This is a genomic window from Sanguibacteroides sp. AM78-02pH3A (assembly GCF_027666085.1).
Taxonomy (GTDB): domain Bacteria; phylum Bacteroidota; class Bacteroidia; order Bacteroidales; family Marinifilaceae; genus Gabonibacter; species Gabonibacter massiliensis.
In genome coordinates this window covers 298,238-312,866 of the sequence record NZ_JAQEHX010000001.1, presented here as the reverse complement: position 1 = coordinate 312,866, position 14,629 = coordinate 298,238, and the positions used below count along the sequence as shown (strand labels likewise).

The 14,629-nt window shown below is 40.7% G+C and carries 15 protein-coding genes; 5 read left to right on the top strand and 10 right to left on the bottom strand.

Features of this window, described 5'->3' with window-relative positions:
- Positions 1 to 676: 676 nt before the first annotated feature.
- Both PGR74_RS01345 and PGR74_RS01340 read left to right on the top strand, forming a co-directional pair.
- Positions 677 to 1,936, top strand: coding sequence for a putative DNA modification/repair radical SAM protein (locus tag PGR74_RS01345; protein WP_270516618.1), 1,260 nt, complete (start codon positions 677 to 679; stop codon positions 1,934 to 1,936).
- Between the two features lie 2 nt (positions 1,937 to 1,938).
- Positions 1,939 to 2,706 carry a TIGR03915 family putative DNA repair protein gene (locus PGR74_RS01340; RefSeq protein WP_041503807.1) on the top strand — a complete coding sequence of 256 codons (768 nt, stop codon included), beginning with the start codon at positions 1,939 to 1,941 and terminating at the stop codon, positions 2,704 to 2,706.
- Positions 2,707 to 2,742: 36 nt separating this feature from the next.
- Here the strand turns inward: PGR74_RS01340 and PGR74_RS01335 are convergent, their stop codons facing one another.
- The gene (locus PGR74_RS01335; RefSeq protein WP_041503808.1) at positions 2,743 to 3,255 is read right to left on the bottom strand and encodes a GNAT family N-acetyltransferase; all 513 of its coding nucleotides are present in this window, start codon (positions 3,253 to 3,255) and stop codon (positions 2,743 to 2,745) included.
- An 83-nt stretch (positions 3,256 to 3,338) separates the two neighbouring features.
- Complete coding sequence (locus PGR74_RS01330) at positions 3,339 to 3,563, bottom strand: hypothetical protein (RefSeq protein WP_041503809.1); 225 nt, start codon at positions 3,561 to 3,563, stop codon at positions 3,339 to 3,341.
- A gap of 48 nt (positions 3,564 to 3,611) precedes the next feature.
- Between PGR74_RS01330 and PGR74_RS01325 the strand changes: the two genes are divergently transcribed.
- Entirely contained in the window at positions 3,612 to 3,872 is a 261-nt protein-coding gene (locus PGR74_RS01325) for a hypothetical protein (RefSeq protein ID WP_041503810.1), read from the top strand.
- 111 nt (positions 3,873 to 3,983) lie between these two features.
- On the opposite strand, the gene uvrA is transcribed toward PGR74_RS01325, so the two are convergent.
- From uvrA to PGR74_RS01300, 5 genes are all read right to left on the bottom strand, one after another.
- Entirely contained in the window at positions 3,984 to 6,824 is a 2,841-nt protein-coding gene (gene uvrA, locus PGR74_RS01320; protein ID WP_041505016.1) for an excinuclease ABC subunit UvrA, read from the bottom strand.
- 699 nt (positions 6,825 to 7,523) lie between these two features.
- Positions 7,524 to 7,676, bottom strand: coding sequence for a DUF4295 domain-containing protein (locus PGR74_RS01315; protein WP_082027486.1), 153 nt, complete (start codon positions 7,674 to 7,676; stop codon positions 7,524 to 7,526).
- Between the two features lie 6 nt (positions 7,677 to 7,682).
- Entirely contained in the window at positions 7,683 to 7,871 is a 189-nt protein-coding gene (rpmG, locus tag PGR74_RS01310) for a 50S ribosomal protein L33 (protein ID WP_041503811.1), read from the bottom strand.
- 11 nt (positions 7,872 to 7,882) lie between these two features.
- Positions 7,883 to 8,125, bottom strand: a complete 243-nt coding sequence (rpmB, locus tag PGR74_RS01305; RefSeq protein WP_041503812.1) for a 50S ribosomal protein L28 — start codon at positions 8,123 to 8,125, stop codon at positions 7,883 to 7,885.
- Between the two features lie 100 nt (positions 8,126 to 8,225).
- A complete protein-coding gene (locus PGR74_RS01300; RefSeq protein WP_110688378.1) occupies positions 8,226 to 9,482 on the bottom strand; it encodes a 4Fe-4S binding protein in 1,257 nt (418 codons plus the stop codon).
- A 167-nt stretch (positions 9,483 to 9,649) separates the two neighbouring features.
- Here PGR74_RS01300 and PGR74_RS01295 point away from each other — a divergent pair, with 167 nt between their 5' ends.
- Positions 9,650 to 10,087 carry a peptidylprolyl isomerase gene (locus PGR74_RS01295; protein ID WP_041503814.1) on the top strand — a complete coding sequence of 146 codons (438 nt, stop codon included), beginning with the start codon at positions 9,650 to 9,652 and terminating at the stop codon, positions 10,085 to 10,087.
- A 79-nt stretch (positions 10,088 to 10,166) separates the two neighbouring features.
- Here PGR74_RS01295 and PGR74_RS01290 read toward each other — a convergent pair whose 3' ends face one another.
- Positions 10,167 to 11,075 (bottom strand): phosphate acyltransferase, encoded by a 909-nt coding sequence (locus tag PGR74_RS01290; protein ID WP_041503815.1) that lies wholly within the window; start codon positions 11,073 to 11,075, stop codon positions 10,167 to 10,169.
- 291 nt (positions 11,076 to 11,366) lie between these two features.
- Between PGR74_RS01290 and PGR74_RS01285 the strand changes: the two genes are divergently transcribed.
- Positions 11,367 to 12,464, top strand: a complete 1,098-nt coding sequence (locus tag PGR74_RS01285) for an MFS transporter (RefSeq protein WP_052634696.1) — start codon at positions 11,367 to 11,369, stop codon at positions 12,462 to 12,464.
- Positions 12,465 to 12,521: 57 nt separating this feature from the next.
- Here PGR74_RS01285 and PGR74_RS01280 read toward each other — a convergent pair whose 3' ends face one another.
- Both PGR74_RS01280 and PGR74_RS01275 read right to left on the bottom strand, forming a co-directional pair.
- Positions 12,522 to 13,559 carry a hypothetical protein gene (locus tag PGR74_RS01280; RefSeq protein WP_052634698.1) on the bottom strand — a complete coding sequence of 346 codons (1,038 nt, stop codon included), beginning with the start codon at positions 13,557 to 13,559 and terminating at the stop codon, positions 12,522 to 12,524.
- A 269-nt stretch (positions 13,560 to 13,828) separates the two neighbouring features.
- Positions 13,829 to 14,401, bottom strand: a complete 573-nt coding sequence (locus PGR74_RS01275; RefSeq protein WP_041503818.1) for an adenylate kinase — start codon at positions 14,399 to 14,401, stop codon at positions 13,829 to 13,831.
- Positions 14,402 to 14,629: the final 228 nt, after the last annotated feature.

Here is a 14,629-nt window from a genome sequence, read left to right as displayed (position 1 = left end):
ATAGAACTAAATTGGTGTATTTTCAATATTCTTCACACATTTTTATCAAAAGTACATTGGAACATTTATTGAATCAGTCTGTTACGATTTGAAAAGTATCGTCTGGATTGAACACTTTTGGGGACACTATCGGTAATTAATGAAAAGAATGAAGAAGAATAGCCTGTGTCACACCGAAAAAGATTTTGCATATTAACAAAGGAATTGTTCTCCATTCGGTTATTTTGGAACAATTGAAAAGTCTTCGTTTTTTCGTGATTGTGATTTCCTTAGTAGACATCCGGGGATTATGTATCATTTTGTTATTTAAAATTATTTTCACGAATATATCATATAGCTAAATATTCAAGAGATATGTATAGGCAGATACGTCACACGTGACAAACTATTATAGGATTAGATAGCGACAGATTATAACGTGTAAAGTCATTGTAGGACGATGAAAAATAAAAGAAAAATTTTAGATTAAAATGTAAACTTTTTTTAGGACAAGACAAATCTCCAATCACAAAATCACTCAATCTCCTAATCTCAGAATTTTTTAATTTACAATTAAATAGCACTTTGTACCCGTCCCTGTGGGTTATTTTAACGTTAATTCTTCCTTTTTATCTACCGAAATAACGGTAAGCATTTATCTTTGTAAAAGATCAACCGGAGATAGAAAACCGTTATTATGGAGGAAAGTGTTCTCGAAAAACTAAAAATACTGGCAGAATCTGCCAAATACGATGTATCCTGCGCATCCAGCGGTACCTCCCGCTCGCACAAAAAAGGAGAGATCGGAAGTGCCGAAGGTTGGGGGATATGTCATAGTTTTGCGGAAGACGGACGCTGTATCTCTCTATTGAAGATCATGCTGACGAATAATTGCATGTACGACTGTGCTTATTGCATCAATCGTCGCAGCAACGATCTGAAAAGGGCCACTTTTTCCGTCACGGAGCTTGTGAATCTAACGATAGAATTTTACCGGAGAAACTATATTGAAGGACTTTTTCTTAGTTCGGGAGTCGTCCGTAATCCCGATTACACGATGGAACGTCTGGTGAGAGTAGTCAAGGATCTGAGACAAAAATACCGATTCAACGGGTATATTCATCTGAAAAGTATCCCGGGTGCCAGTCGAGAACTGGTAAACGAAGCCGGTCTCTATGCCGATAGGTTAAGTGTAAATATCGAGATCCCGAAAGAAGAGAGTCTGAAGATTATAGCCCCGGAAAAAGATTTTCAAAGTGTCTTCACTCCCATGCGCTATATCCAGCAGGGAGTACTCCAGCACGCAGAAGAACGAAAAAAATTTCGCCACGCGCCGCATTTTGCCCCGGCCGGACAGAGTACGCAAATGATTATCGGGGCAACAGACGACAGCGACAAAGATATCCTCTATCTCTCTTCCGCCTTGTACAAACGTCCCACGATGAAAAGAGTGTATTATTCGGGATATGTCCCCGTAAACAGTTACGACAATCGGCTTCCCATGTTAAAACAGCCTCCATTGGTACGGGAGAATCGTCTGTATCAAGCCGACTGGCTGCTTCGTTTCTACCACTTCTCCGTTAACGAGATCGTCAACGATGCCTATCCTGACTTGGATCTGGAAGTTGATCCCAAACTATCGTGGGCTTTACGTCATCCGGAAGTATTCCCTATCGACATCAACCGGGCCGACTATGAAATGTTACTCCGGGTTCCCGGCTTAGGAGTCAAATCGGCTCAAATGATTGTTGCGGCACGACGCCACTCCCGGTTGGGAGCCACTCATCTGAAACAAATCGGAGTCGTGATGAAAAAAGCTCAATATTTCATTACCTGCCATGAGTTGCCGACACAAACCATCCATGAAATACAACCAGAAACCGTACGACGTATTTTAACCCGGCCGTCCAACCGTAAAATAGACGATCGCCAATTAGTGATCCCTTTTCAATATTAGAAATGGTTATTTATATATACGATAAAACATTCGAAGGCCTTCTTACCGCCGTATTCGACGCTTACAGCAGACGTTCGTTCCCCGACATGCTAAAAGGAGAAGGTGAGCCCCTACCCTTGTTTTACGACGAGACCTATGCCGTCGTTACCGATGAAAAAAGAAGCAATCGGGTATGGAATGCCCTTCAAAAGAAACTCTCCGCTCCCGCCCTATCGACATTAGTCATGAACTGGTTGTCCGAACTACCGGAAATCGACCTTTTACTATTCCGCTATATACACAAGGCTATCGATGCACCCACTTCCATCGAATTAAATTTCAGCGATCCGGATGTATTGGAAATAACCAAAAATGCCAAAAAAGTAAACAATGAACGCCTTCGAGTCGTTCAATTCTTACGATTTCAAAAAGCCGCAGACGGCACTTTCTTTGCGGCCTTAAAACCGCTCTATAACGTACTCTCATTAACCTTAAAACACCTTCAAGACCGTTTTTCCGATCAAAAATGGCTGATCTACGATCTGAAAAGAGAGTACGGCTACTACTACGACTTGACTACCGTTACCGAAGTGCGTTTCGATACCAAAGAAAACCATCTGCTTACCGGCATCCTGGATGAAAACCTGATGGACCGGGACGAAAAACTATTCCAACGCCTTTGGAAAGAGTACTTTAAATCGATTACAATTAAAGAACGATTGAATCCCAAGCTACATCGTAGGAATCTACCTGCCCGTTTCTGGAGATATCTTCCTGAAAAACAATCCTAAATCACTCGTTCCGTACCGGGAACCGTCCTTTCGGGCTTACTTTTCCGAAGACTTAAGCATCTCGTAACAACACATATCCGCCCATCGGTCATTTTTCCGAACCGCTTTACGCATAATTCCCACCAATCGAAAACCACACTTTTCCAATACCCTCCGGGAGGCCGTGTTATAATCGAAAACGGAAGCATATAGGCGCACCAACTCCGTTGTTGTGAAAATATACTCCACGAACCGGAATACGATCCCGCTCATTATTCCTTGCCCCCAGTAAGGCTCTCCCAACCAATATCCGATCTCCGCACTGTATCGCTCCACATCACTCTGCGGAATAAAACCGATACCGCCAATAGCCTTCCCGTCAATGACAATAGCAAAATCCTGCACGCACCCCTTCGATAAAGTACTTTCAATATACTCCCGGGCATCCTCCTCCGTGTAAGGGGATGGAAAACCATCCCGCAAATTATTCCATACACGTATGTTATCGGCATATTCGGCCAGCGACCGGCAATCGGATAATCTCCAAGGCCTTAATTCATAACTCTTCATGTCTGCATCCGACTGATTTTTCCATTTATATTCTTTACCGCCAAGGAATTAACCCGTAAGCCTACCTATTTTAGAACGACAACCTAATGACGGGTCAACAGATTCTGTTTATCTTCGTCGGACAAGCTTGCCGTTTTAAAAGCTCCTTCTACCAGATCGTCAATCCCCCATTGAAATACAAATATATATGACTTTTTAAATAATAAGCTTCGTATCGGAGAATAATTTTCATTCCGCTTGAAAATAAACAAACAAAACGAAACGTTTAAAAGTTCCAAAGCGTATATTTTATCAAAGCGATCATACATAAGACCGATAAATAAAAAATTACGGATCACCTAAATAAAACAAGAATTATGCTTAAGATAGAAAAAGCCGAGGTAATAAAGGAATTCGAATATACGGTGGAAGACCTTACCCATAAAATCAAAGCCAAGATTTTAAAACGAGACGAAAACCATTACGGTGTTATATTGAGTCACTGGTACAAAAAATACGGAGACCACGACTATACACAACCCGGATGGGGAGTTGATTCGCTTGAAAAAGCCGAAGATGAATTAAATCGTTATATGAAGGATTTTACCCTTGATTTAATCGTAAACCCCAAATATTGAATCCATAAAACAGGATAAGAATCTGTGATTCAATTACATAACTGTTAAGTTATTAGAAATAATCCTCCTATCAAGAAATCCGGAATCACAGAATCTTTTCATTTATAACAGTCATTCCTTACTATGTAGTTCTTTCCGCAAAAAAGGAGCTGTCACGGAGTCCGGGCTTAAAGCCACCTCTTCCGGGGTCCCCGTAACCACCACTTCCCCCCCGTTTTTTCCCCCGCCGGGCCCCATATCGATCAAATAATCGGCAACCTTTATTACATCGAGATTATGCTCGATCACAATCACGGTATTTCCTTTATCCACTAATTTCTGCAATACTCCCAACAAAATATTTACATCCTCAAAATGCAGGCCAGTCGTAGGCTCATCCAATATATACAACGTATTTCCCGTCTCTTTTTTAGACAGCTCCGCCGCTAATTTTATTCGTTGCGATTCACCACCGCTTAACGTAGTACAAGGTTGTCCGATCTGAACATATCCCAAACCGACATCCTGCAAAACCTTCAATTTGGCCTGTAAATGAGGCAAATTCTCAAAAAATTCCACCGCCATATTGATGGTCATATTCAATACATCCCCGATAGACTTCCCTTTATAACGAACCTCTAAAGTCTCCTTATTATACCGTTTTCCATCGCATTCATCACAATGCACGTAAACATCCGGTAAAAAATTCATCTCTATCGTTTTTACCCCGGCCCCCTTGCAAGCTTCACAACGCCCACCACTCACGTTAAACGAGAAGCGGCCCGCCGTATATCCCCGGATTTGAGATTCCGGTAATTTTTCGAATATCTTTCGGATATCGGTGAAAATACCCGTGTAGGTCGCCGGATTAGATCGGGGGCTTTTTCCTAACGGACTTTGGTCTACCACCACGACTTTATCTATATTCTCTATGCCATCAATAGCACGATAAGGCAAAGGCTCTGCTAACGAATGATAAAAATAAGCACTCAAAATGGGATGAAGCGTTCCGTTCACCAAAGAGGACTTTCCGCTACCGCTTACCCCGGTAACGCAGATCAGCTTCCCTAAAGGGAAATCGACATCCACATTCTTTAAATTATTTCCGGTACACCCTTTCAGACTGATCTTTTTCCCGTTTCCCTGCCGACGTTCAGACGGTACGGTAATCTCTCTAATACCCTTTAGATACTGAGCCGTGAGGCTACTGCTTCTCCTAATATCATCGAATGTACCTATCGCCATAATCTCCCCCCCTTTTCTACCGGCTTTAGGTCCCAAATCCACAATATAATCGGCATTTTCCATCATCTCTTTGTCATGTTCCACCACGATCACCGAATTCCCCGCATCCCGCAGCTCTTGCAAAGAACGAATCAATTTCCTGTTATCTTTCTGATGCAAGCCGATACTGGGCTCGTCCAAAATATAAAGTACATTTACCAGCTGAGATCCGATCTGTGTGGCCAATCGAATACGCTGGGACTCACCTCCGGAAAGAGTCATCGACTGACGGTTTAAAGAAAGATATTCCAACCCGACATCCAACATAAATTTCAAACGAGTCCGTATCTCCTTCAATATCTCTCCGGCAATCTGTTTTTGCTTTAATTCCAGATGTTGTTCAACATTACATACCCAAACGTACAAATCATCCAATTCCATATTGGCCAACTCCGATATATTCTTCCCACCTATATAAAAATGCAAAGCCTCCTGGTTTAAACGCTGACCGTTACAAACATCACAAGTCGTTACCGAAATAAACTGCTCTGCCCATTTATTTGCTTTTTTAGAGGTGGCATTCTCCTCCTGTATCGTGACGTATTTTAAAATACCCTCGTAGGTGGTTAAAAAATTGGAAGAGACTCCGATTTCCGTATTTTCCAAACGGAACTGTCCCGGATAACCGTACAATATATCAGTCAAAGCCTCCTCTGGAAGCTCGCGAATCGGTTGTTTTATATCCGCACCGTGTTTTTTTAAAATCGTATCGATTTGATAAAAAATCAAAGATCCTTTATATTTTCCTAAGGGCAATATTCCCCCGGCATAGATAGACAGCGAATCATCAGGAATAATCTTCTCTATCGCAACAGAATTAATGTACCCCAAGCCTTTGCACTTTTTACAAGCACCATGAGGAGAATTAAAAGAAAACGTGTGGGGAGCCGGATCTTTATAAGAAATTCCCGTGTCAGGACACATTAAATGACGACTATAATATTTTAATTCGTCACTTTCATTGTCCTTCACCGTCATGACTCCTTTTCCATTTTTCATTGCTGTCGCCACGGAAGCCTTCAGACGCTTCAAGTCGACATCCTGCATAACGATTTTATCGACAACGATCTCGATATCATGAATTTTATAACGGTCCACACTCATTCCAGGAAGAATCTCCATAATCTTCCCGTCCACTCGTGCAGAAATAAATCCCTTTTTCCTTAAATTCTCGAATAGTTCTTTGTAGTGTCCTTTACGCCCCTTTACCACCGGAGCCAATAAAAGAATTCTTTTTCCGGCAAAATCCTGCTGCAACAATTCCAAAATCCGCTCATCCGTATATTTTACCATCTTACTACCGGTGGCATAAGAATAAGCTACTCCCGCCCGGGCAAATAACAACCGGAAGAAGTCGTATATTTCAGTAGTCGTCCCCACAGTAGAGCGGGGATTCTTGTTGGTTGTCTTTTGTTCGATAGAGATAACCGGACTCAATCCCGTTATCTTATCCACATCGGGACGTTCCATCCCGCCCAAAAAACGACGGGCATAGGCAGAAAAAGTTTCCAGGTAACGTCGTTGTCCCTCCGCGTATATCGTATCAAAAGCCAAGGAAGACTTGCCACTCCCACTCAAGCCCGTCACTACCGTCAATTTATTACGGGGAATCACTACATCTATATTCTTCAAATTATGTTCCCGCGCTCCGTATATAACTATATTCTCGCCTTCTTCTTTATATCCCATACTTGCTCTCCAATATAAATAACTTACAAAAATACAGGAAACAATTGAAAAAGGAAAAGAATAAGTGATAATTGACAATTCTAAATGTAGATTGTAAATTTTAAATGAATCAGCCGATCGCAATGTTTTTTGACCGCTTAATCGTAAATAAATGGAAGATTTCTATATTTATGGGAAATAAAAAAATGGGAGGGATTTTCCGTTTCCTCTCGAAATGAAATATAATGGGACTGACGAAAAGATGTTGTATGTGTGTGTGCGTGCGTCTGTGTGTGTGTGTGGTGTGTGTGCGTGGTGTCCCGTGGTATATATTTCAGTATTTTCAAGAACTCAATCGGAAAATCAGCTTAAACCTCCGTCAAAGCTATCCCCTCTCTTATGCTAGATGATTCAATCTAATAACAGCTAAAAATAAATCATAAGTCTTATATCATCATCTAATATACCGTCTTTAACGGAATCGAAGCGTTAAAGGTTACAGCTTCAAGGGAAAAAAATGAAGAAAAACACTCTTTTTTTTCTTACCGACCAATAACTAACTGATTATAAACACCAAATATTTCTCTTTAAAAGTATTATGTTTATACCTCAAATTGATTTCACAATTTTTTCATAAAAAACACAGACAAGCCATTTCATTCCGTCAACAAAAAAGAGCATTCTTACGAATGCTCTTTTTTATATATTAATCACAAAGATTTATTTCTTTAAAAAATCTTTTACTTGTTCATTAGGAACCATTTGTTCTTTGAACGTGTACGCACCGGTTTTGGGAGACTTTACCATTTTGATAACTTTTGCAAATCCCCGACCATCTCCTGTCTTTAATGTTGCAACAACCTTCTTTGCCATAGTCTATTATTTTATTTCTCTGTGTAAAGTTACTCTTTTCAAATAGGGATTGTACTTACGTAATTCCAATCTCTCGGTGGTGTTTTTTCTATTCTTGGTAGTGATATAACGAGACATTCCCGGAACCCCGGATTCTTTCTGCTCGGTACACTCCAGAATCACCTGTATTCTGTTACCTTTGCTTTTCTTTGCCATTTCTTTTAATTTTATACGTTCTTAATTAAACCATTGGCAGTAGCCTCTCTCAAACAATGGCTCAAGCCTTTCTTGTTGATCAGGCGCAATCCGGCAGCAGATACATTTAAACGTATCCATCTATCCTCTTCCGGCCAATAAAAATTTCTCTGAAACAAGTTGATCGCGAATGTTCTCTTAACTCTTCTTTTAGAGTGAGATACATGGTTACCAACCATCGCCTTTTTTCCGGTTATTTGACAAATTCTTGACATCTCTCAATATTTTTATAAACGCTTTCCAAACAGGATGCAAATAACGCACTTTTTATTCAAACTATCAAATGTTTCGATAAAAAAGTTTCTATTTTTTTTCTTAGCTTAATACAAACCATAAAAGAAGCAAGAAAACAGTGACAGACAACCATTCCTGCCACGTCTCCCTTCGTTGTTTCCCCCCTTCTTTTCCCGGAGTTCGCCTTAAAATATCCAAAAATTCCCCCGTAGGACAAAAATAGTTACACCAAGGACGGCTAATGAAGACTGAAATTAACAGACAAGTCAGCGCGAAAGCGATCATTCCTCCTGATGCCACCGATACCAAAAAAGCAGAAAACGGTTCAAGAGAGGTTAAATCCAACGGAATACCCCACAACAATAAGCCCATAATTCCCAAAAAGAATGTGATCCGGGTATATTTTAAAACCATTTTCACTCTTCTCCCGAAGGTTATCTTTTTTCTCCGTACCTTCCCCATTAATTCCTGTGCAGACCCGAAAGGACATAGATAAGCACAATAATAAGAGCGGTTAAAAAATAGCGGGCATATCACCGCTAACAACGCAATTACCGGCAGCAACACGCGTACCCCCCACGGAATTCCATTCAACAACCAACCGTATAACAGTTCCAAAGATATAAAACTACCGCTCCAAAAACCAAGTATTAAAATAGACGCAACTTGTAAAGCCGATCTGTATTTTTTCATGCTTGCTCCCCGAAACAAACTGACGATAGCAAAGAGTACGACCACTCCTCCTAACACGTGACGCAATAAAGTCAACACGTTGTCATTTCCCCGATGATCCTGTTCATTCAAATATTCTCCCACGGCTCTCTTGACCCCCATTCGAACGGCCTCACTGGTTAAGGTCGCACCACTAACGGCTTCAACCTCCATTTTTCCTACCTCTTCTATCCGCTTCCCATTCCAACTATCAAAAAAACCTCTTTTCTCCAAACGTCTCACAAAACCTCGGGATTCATTATTCTCCAATAAAGTCAATCCCGATACGATACCTTCGTCGGATACCGCCAAAAATAGAGGTACCGGGCCGGCATAGCCGATCAGATCATCCGCAACGGGCGTGGTCAATATTAGTTTCCCCACTTCTTTCTCTCCCTCTTTTACATCGTATTCCACCGGAGAGATTCGTTCCAATCCCGTATAACGAGGAAAATATTTTCGTATGGAATCTTCCGGAATCCTAATCTCTTGTTTCTCTTCTCTCGAACCGTTATTTATTTTTTTTTCTTCTTTAAAATTGCGAGAAATTAAAAACAGTACCACACACAATAAAATAATCCGGGGTAATTTCGCCACAAAAACTTCAATATTTCTTCTCACTTCCATAATTCAACTTACTTTTCGTCGCAAAAATAACTAATTTTCTATTCCGTTTTTCCCGGTAAAAATGAAAATTCGATAAGATGCCATTCTAAGAGTTAAATACCGAAATAGATTTGCGAGCCTCTTTTTATTCCTCTACTTTTGTCATGAAAAATCAAACTTAATTACGTATGTACAGAGCAGAAATACACACAGAAAAAGGAGTTATGAAAGTTCGTTTTTATGAAAAAGATGCCCCGAATACAGTTGCCAATTTTGTGAAACTGGCCAAATCCGGGTTTTACGACGGACTGACATTCCATCGGGTAATTCCTAATTTTGTCATTCAAGGAGGGTGTCCAGACGGTACGGGTGCCGGAGGACCGGGGTACACGATTAAATGTGAACTTGATGGGGATAATCAATACCACGACCGGGGAGTTTTATCCATGGCCCATGCAGGACGGGACACCGGCGGATCTCAATTTTTTATCTGTTGCAACCGCCAAAATACCGCACACCTGGATAGAAAACATACCTGTTTCGGGAAAGTGTACGAGGGATTGGAGGTGATCGATGCCATTCGTCCCCGAGACGTGATCACTAAAATCGTAATCATCGAGGAATAGTTAGTTGTTTTTAAATAAATCAAATAGCCGAAGTTCGTAAGAGACTTCGGCTATTTACTTATATCGATCAGCACCTCACTTATTTTGCAAAAATAGCAGCCAAAGCGATGGAATTCAATTTAGCATCCACACTATCTCCCCGGGATGAAAGTACGCTCGGAGCGGTAGCACCTACCAAGATTGCTCCCTGACGGGCATTTGCCAATTTAGTGTTGGTTTTATAAAACACATTACCAGCCTCAATGTTCGGGAAAACCAAACAATCGGCCTCTCCGGCTACGGGAGAAGTAATCTTCTTTATTTGAGCAGCCTCTTTATCGATAGCGACATCCAATGCCAAAGGTCCGTCTATATCAATATTTCCTAATTGCCCCCTCTCTCCCATCTTTGCAATCACGGCAGCATCCATCGTCGATTCCACCTTAGGCAAAACCTGCTCGGTAGCGGAAATCAAGGCTACTTTCGGACGAGCTATTCCTAACGCATTGGCAATCTGACTTACATATTTCACGATAGCCAATTTTTGATTCATATCCGGAGCCGGTATAATAGCGGCATCACTTGCGATCAATAGCTTATGATAATTCGGACACTCCATAACTGCCACGTGAGACAACGTTGCCTTCGGAGGTAATAATCCACAATCTTTGTTAAGGATAGCACGCATATACTTATCCGTACTTACCAGCCCTTTCATGATAATATCAGCTTCCTTATCCCGCACCATCTTTACGGCCAAGGCTGCAGCCTTCGTATCTACCGGTTCGTGAACAATTTTAAATTGTGAAATATCATATCCGTGCTCTGTACATACCTTTTTAATTTCGTTTTCGTCACCACACAACGTAGCCTCAACAATTCCCATTTCAACTGCCTTATGAACGGCTTCGATAGAGTGGCTATCATTAGCAAAAGCTACAACCAACCGTTTTTTCCGGGTATTACCCTTCAATAATTCGTAAATGTCATCAATCTTAGTTATTGCCATAACTTATAAAATTTTAGTTCTGTGAATGTATTTTTCTAATTTGGAAGCAAAAGTAACTCTTTTTACGAGAAACAGAAACAAAAAGAAGCATTTTAATAAGAAATTGAAAATACGGAAATGCTTCCCGACAATCAGGAGTTTTCTTTTTAAATTCTGCGTCCCCCAAATTCAAATTTCACAATAAAAAAATACCTTTGTGATGAAATAAAAGAAGTGTATCGTAACGTGTCGTTCAAACGAAATATAATCGCTCTTTATCTCATTAAAATCTCCAAATGGTTTACCCTTGTCATGCCTGTCATCGTGCTGTTTTACAAGGATTGCGGTTTGGATATGACGGATATTTTTACTCTTAAAAGCATCTATTCAATCGCTATGGTCTCCTTGGAAATTCCGACAGGTTACCTTGCGGATGTTTGGGGAAGACGTAACTGTTTGATCGCAGGTACCATTTTAGGATTCGGCGGATTCAGTTGCTACTCTTTTTCCGATACGTTTTCAGCTTTTTTCATGGCTGAGGTCATGCTTGGGTTCGGCCAAAGTCTCGTATCGGGAGCGGACTCGGCCCTGCTATACGACACGATGATTCATTATAGAAAAGAAGAATCCTATTTGAAATACGAAGGACGAGTGACTATGATCGGCAATTTTTCGGAGGCCTTCGCGGGTGTATTCAGCGGTTTATTGGCAGCCTACTCCCTACGCTTTCCTTTTTACGCTCAATCTTTTGTCGCTTTTATCGGGATTCCGGCGGCATTCTCTCTTACCGAATACGCCGCTAAAACCAGAATCACGAACTCTCTTTCCAACATTTCAAAAATCATACGATACTCCCTATTCACGAATCGACAACTCTGTTACAACATCCTGTTCTCCGGAATCATCGGGGCGGCAACTTTAACCATGGCTTGGTTTGTTCAACCCCTATTGATCGAACTCGCAACCCCGACTTCTTGGTTCGGAATTATCTGGACGGTACTCAATCTCACGGTAGGTATAGCGGCCCTCTATTCAGATCAACTGGATAGGTGTATCGGAACACGTAAAATGTACGCTTTCATCCTCTTTTTCATCGTGGGAGGCTATGTAGCCGTTTCATCGCGTATCGATTATACCGCCCTCGTTTTTCTCTTCGCGTTTTACATCGTACGAGGATTTGCTACCCCTATACTGAAAGGGTATATCAATCAAATCACCTTCTCGGAAATGAGAGCAACGGTACTCTCTATCCGTAATTTTGTAATTCGTCTCCTATTTGCAGCCATAGCTCCACTTGTCGGATGGCTTAACGATGCTTACTCTCTCTCAGTGGCCCTACAAATCACCGCTGCCATTATCTTTATCCCAGGCCTCTCCTTTCTTATCCTTGAAGGGTATTATAAAAAATAAAAATCCCCCGGAATTTTTATTTTTCCAGGGGAGGTATTCTCTCTATCGTCTTCCTTTCTATTTTACTCTATACTTTTCATCTGTCATATCGAAACTTTTGGCTTCAAATAACCCCAGATCACTCGCGGGAAAAGCATTCCTCGGCGGATTGTGACCATCGTAAATACTGGCAAAATCATAAACACTATCGGTCGTCAACCACACCCATATCTCAGGATAAACGTCCTTAATATGTTTAGCTTCCTTCGGATAATTAAACCAATCGTAACCACATACATATCCTTCTTCCGCCGTATATTCGCTTCCGGTAGTTGTTATTACCAAACCGTAAGGTAATCCGTTTTTATCAAATGACTGACTCAAATAATCGGTCGAAATCGCATACAACTCCGTACCGCCATCCACCTCAATATACCACTCAACCCGCATAAGCCCACTGCCTTCAATTTTAGATATATCCCAGTTCCGTATGGTCGACCCCAGATATCCATTTTTTTCCCCTTTTTGGTTGCTCGTCGTTCCAACCGTATTGATGAACCCTTCTTGTGATTTGAAATACTGAGAACGACAATCCGCCCCCACGGGAGTAATTAACCCTTTAAACACCTGCTTCTCACCCTTATACACGACACATCCCAACTTTATCGGTTTCGTAGAACCGAGAGCTACCGGTTGCACACCGAAAGCAAAAATAGAACCTTTCGTTTGATAGCGGACATGAATCACCAGATCGTTATAATCATAATCCGCATTTTTGGAATCCTCGAAACAAATCACTTGAAACATTTGGGATTTATTCTCGGTAAAATTAGGATATTGGTTATCAGGTACAAAAGAAGTGGATATACTGCCCGTTTTAGCCCGAGACTGTTTAGGAACCCATATTGTCATCGGAGTATTGGCTTCCGCAATCGTCACACCAGAACACTTCACCACAGTAACATGTCCCTCTCGAACCGGAACCTCATAAGATTCGCTCGTAATAAAATGATTGACATCAATATCTTGGGGAGAAGTTTTAGACCCCATATTTTTTTCCTTAATACAGGATATCGATAGTATCATCAAGCATAGTAAGAATAAATTCTTCTTCATAGATTTAGCCGTTAAAACAATAAATTCTGATTTTGACAAAAAAATTTTCACACAAAGAAATCCTTTTATATCCTATATAGCATAAATTTATACAAATACAAAGGTAATTAAATTTATTTTCACAGAGGTACTTCTTACCATAAGAATTATCATTTTTTCATAAAAAATGATATAACTATTTATTTCCAACGACCTGATTTACCATAGGAACGAAAAAAAATCGACCGTAAAATGAATTTACGGTCGATTTACAAGAAAATCTTTTTTCTCTATTTTATTTTTTCAATGATTTCCGTCAATGATTTAAACACATCCTCGACGGTGCCGTGACCATCTACGGAATAACATTTTTTCAATGCTTTGTAATGATCCGCAACGGGTAACGTCTTTGCCTGATATTCTCTGAAACGATTTTCAATTACCGTCTCGTTATCATCGGCACGTCCCTCAATCTTCGCCCTTTCCAGCATACGACGCATTAACTCATCGTGAGGCACTTCTATGCTGATCAATGCATTCAAAGGGTGCCCCGTCTTAACCAACATTTCGTCCAAAATCTCAGCTTGCGCTACCGTACGAGGGAAACCATCGAACAAGAATCCGTTCACTCCATCAATATGAGCAATGCTATTCTCGATCAACGCTACCACAAACTCATCGGATAACAACTCTCCCTTATTAATAATTCCGGCAGCCATTTTACCGAATTCCGAGCCAGCGGCGATCTCTTTACGGATCATATCCCCCGTCGAAAGATGGGCCAAATTGTATTTCTCCACCATCTTTTTTGCCTGAGTTCCTTTACCTGCACCCGGAGGGCCAAACAAAGCAATATTTAACATGATATTAATATATTAATTGATTACAACATAATTTACCGTGTACAAAGGTATACTTTAATCTAAATTACCGAACACGATTTCGGAAATATTTTAGTATTAATTTCTAAACAAAACAGTAATGACAAAACAAAACATTTACCACTGCAAACTACCTTGCAGATAGCTTTTTTTTCGTAATTTTGTTCGCAAAAATAAAGAGATATGAGCCCCCAAAAAGTAAAGCGCAAA

Coding starts and splice junctions, on each gene's coding strand:
- PGR74_RS01290 (WP_041503815.1), bottom strand. CDS start 11,075: ATGGCAATAACTAAGATTGATGACATTTACGAATTATTGAAGGGTAAT.
- PGR74_RS01315 (WP_082027486.1), bottom strand. CDS start 7,676: ATGGCAAAGAAGGTTGTTGCAACATTAAAGACAGGAGATGGTCGGGGA.
- PGR74_RS01280 (WP_052634698.1), bottom strand. CDS start 13,559: ATGAAGAAGAATTTATTCTTACTATGCTTGATGATACTATCGATATCC.
- PGR74_RS01295 (WP_041503814.1), top strand. CDS start 9,650: ATGTACAGAGCAGAAATACACACAGAAAAAGGAGTTATGAAAGTTCGT.
- PGR74_RS01275 (WP_041503818.1), bottom strand. CDS start 14,401: ATGTTAAATATTGCTTTGTTTGGCCCTCCGGGTGCAGGTAAAGGAACT.
- PGR74_RS01345 (WP_270516618.1), top strand. CDS start 677: ATGGAGGAAAGTGTTCTCGAAAAACTAAAAATACTGGCAGAATCTGCC.
- PGR74_RS01330 (WP_041503809.1), bottom strand. CDS start 3,563: ATGTATGATCGCTTTGATAAAATATACGCTTTGGAACTTTTAAACGTT.
- PGR74_RS01340 (WP_041503807.1), top strand. CDS start 1,939: ATGGTTATTTATATATACGATAAAACATTCGAAGGCCTTCTTACCGCC.
- PGR74_RS01300 (WP_110688378.1), bottom strand. CDS start 9,482: ATGGAAGTGAGAAGAAATATTGAAGTTTTTGTGGCGAAATTACCCCGG.
- uvrA (WP_041505016.1), bottom strand. CDS start 6,824: ATGGGATATAAAGAAGAAGGCGAGAATATAGTTATATACGGAGCGCGG.
- PGR74_RS01335 (WP_041503808.1), bottom strand. CDS start 3,255: ATGAAGAGTTATGAATTAAGGCCTTGGAGATTATCCGATTGCCGGTCG.
- rpmB (WP_041503812.1), bottom strand. CDS start 8,125: ATGTCAAGAATTTGTCAAATAACCGGAAAAAAGGCGATGGTTGGTAAC.
- PGR74_RS01285 (WP_052634696.1), top strand. CDS start 11,367: ATGCCTGTCATCGTGCTGTTTTACAAGGATTGCGGTTTGGATATGACG.
- PGR74_RS01325 (WP_041503810.1), top strand. CDS start 3,612: ATGCTTAAGATAGAAAAAGCCGAGGTAATAAAGGAATTCGAATATACG.
- rpmG (WP_041503811.1), bottom strand. CDS start 7,871: ATGGCAAAGAAAAGCAAAGGTAACAGAATACAGGTGATTCTGGAGTGT.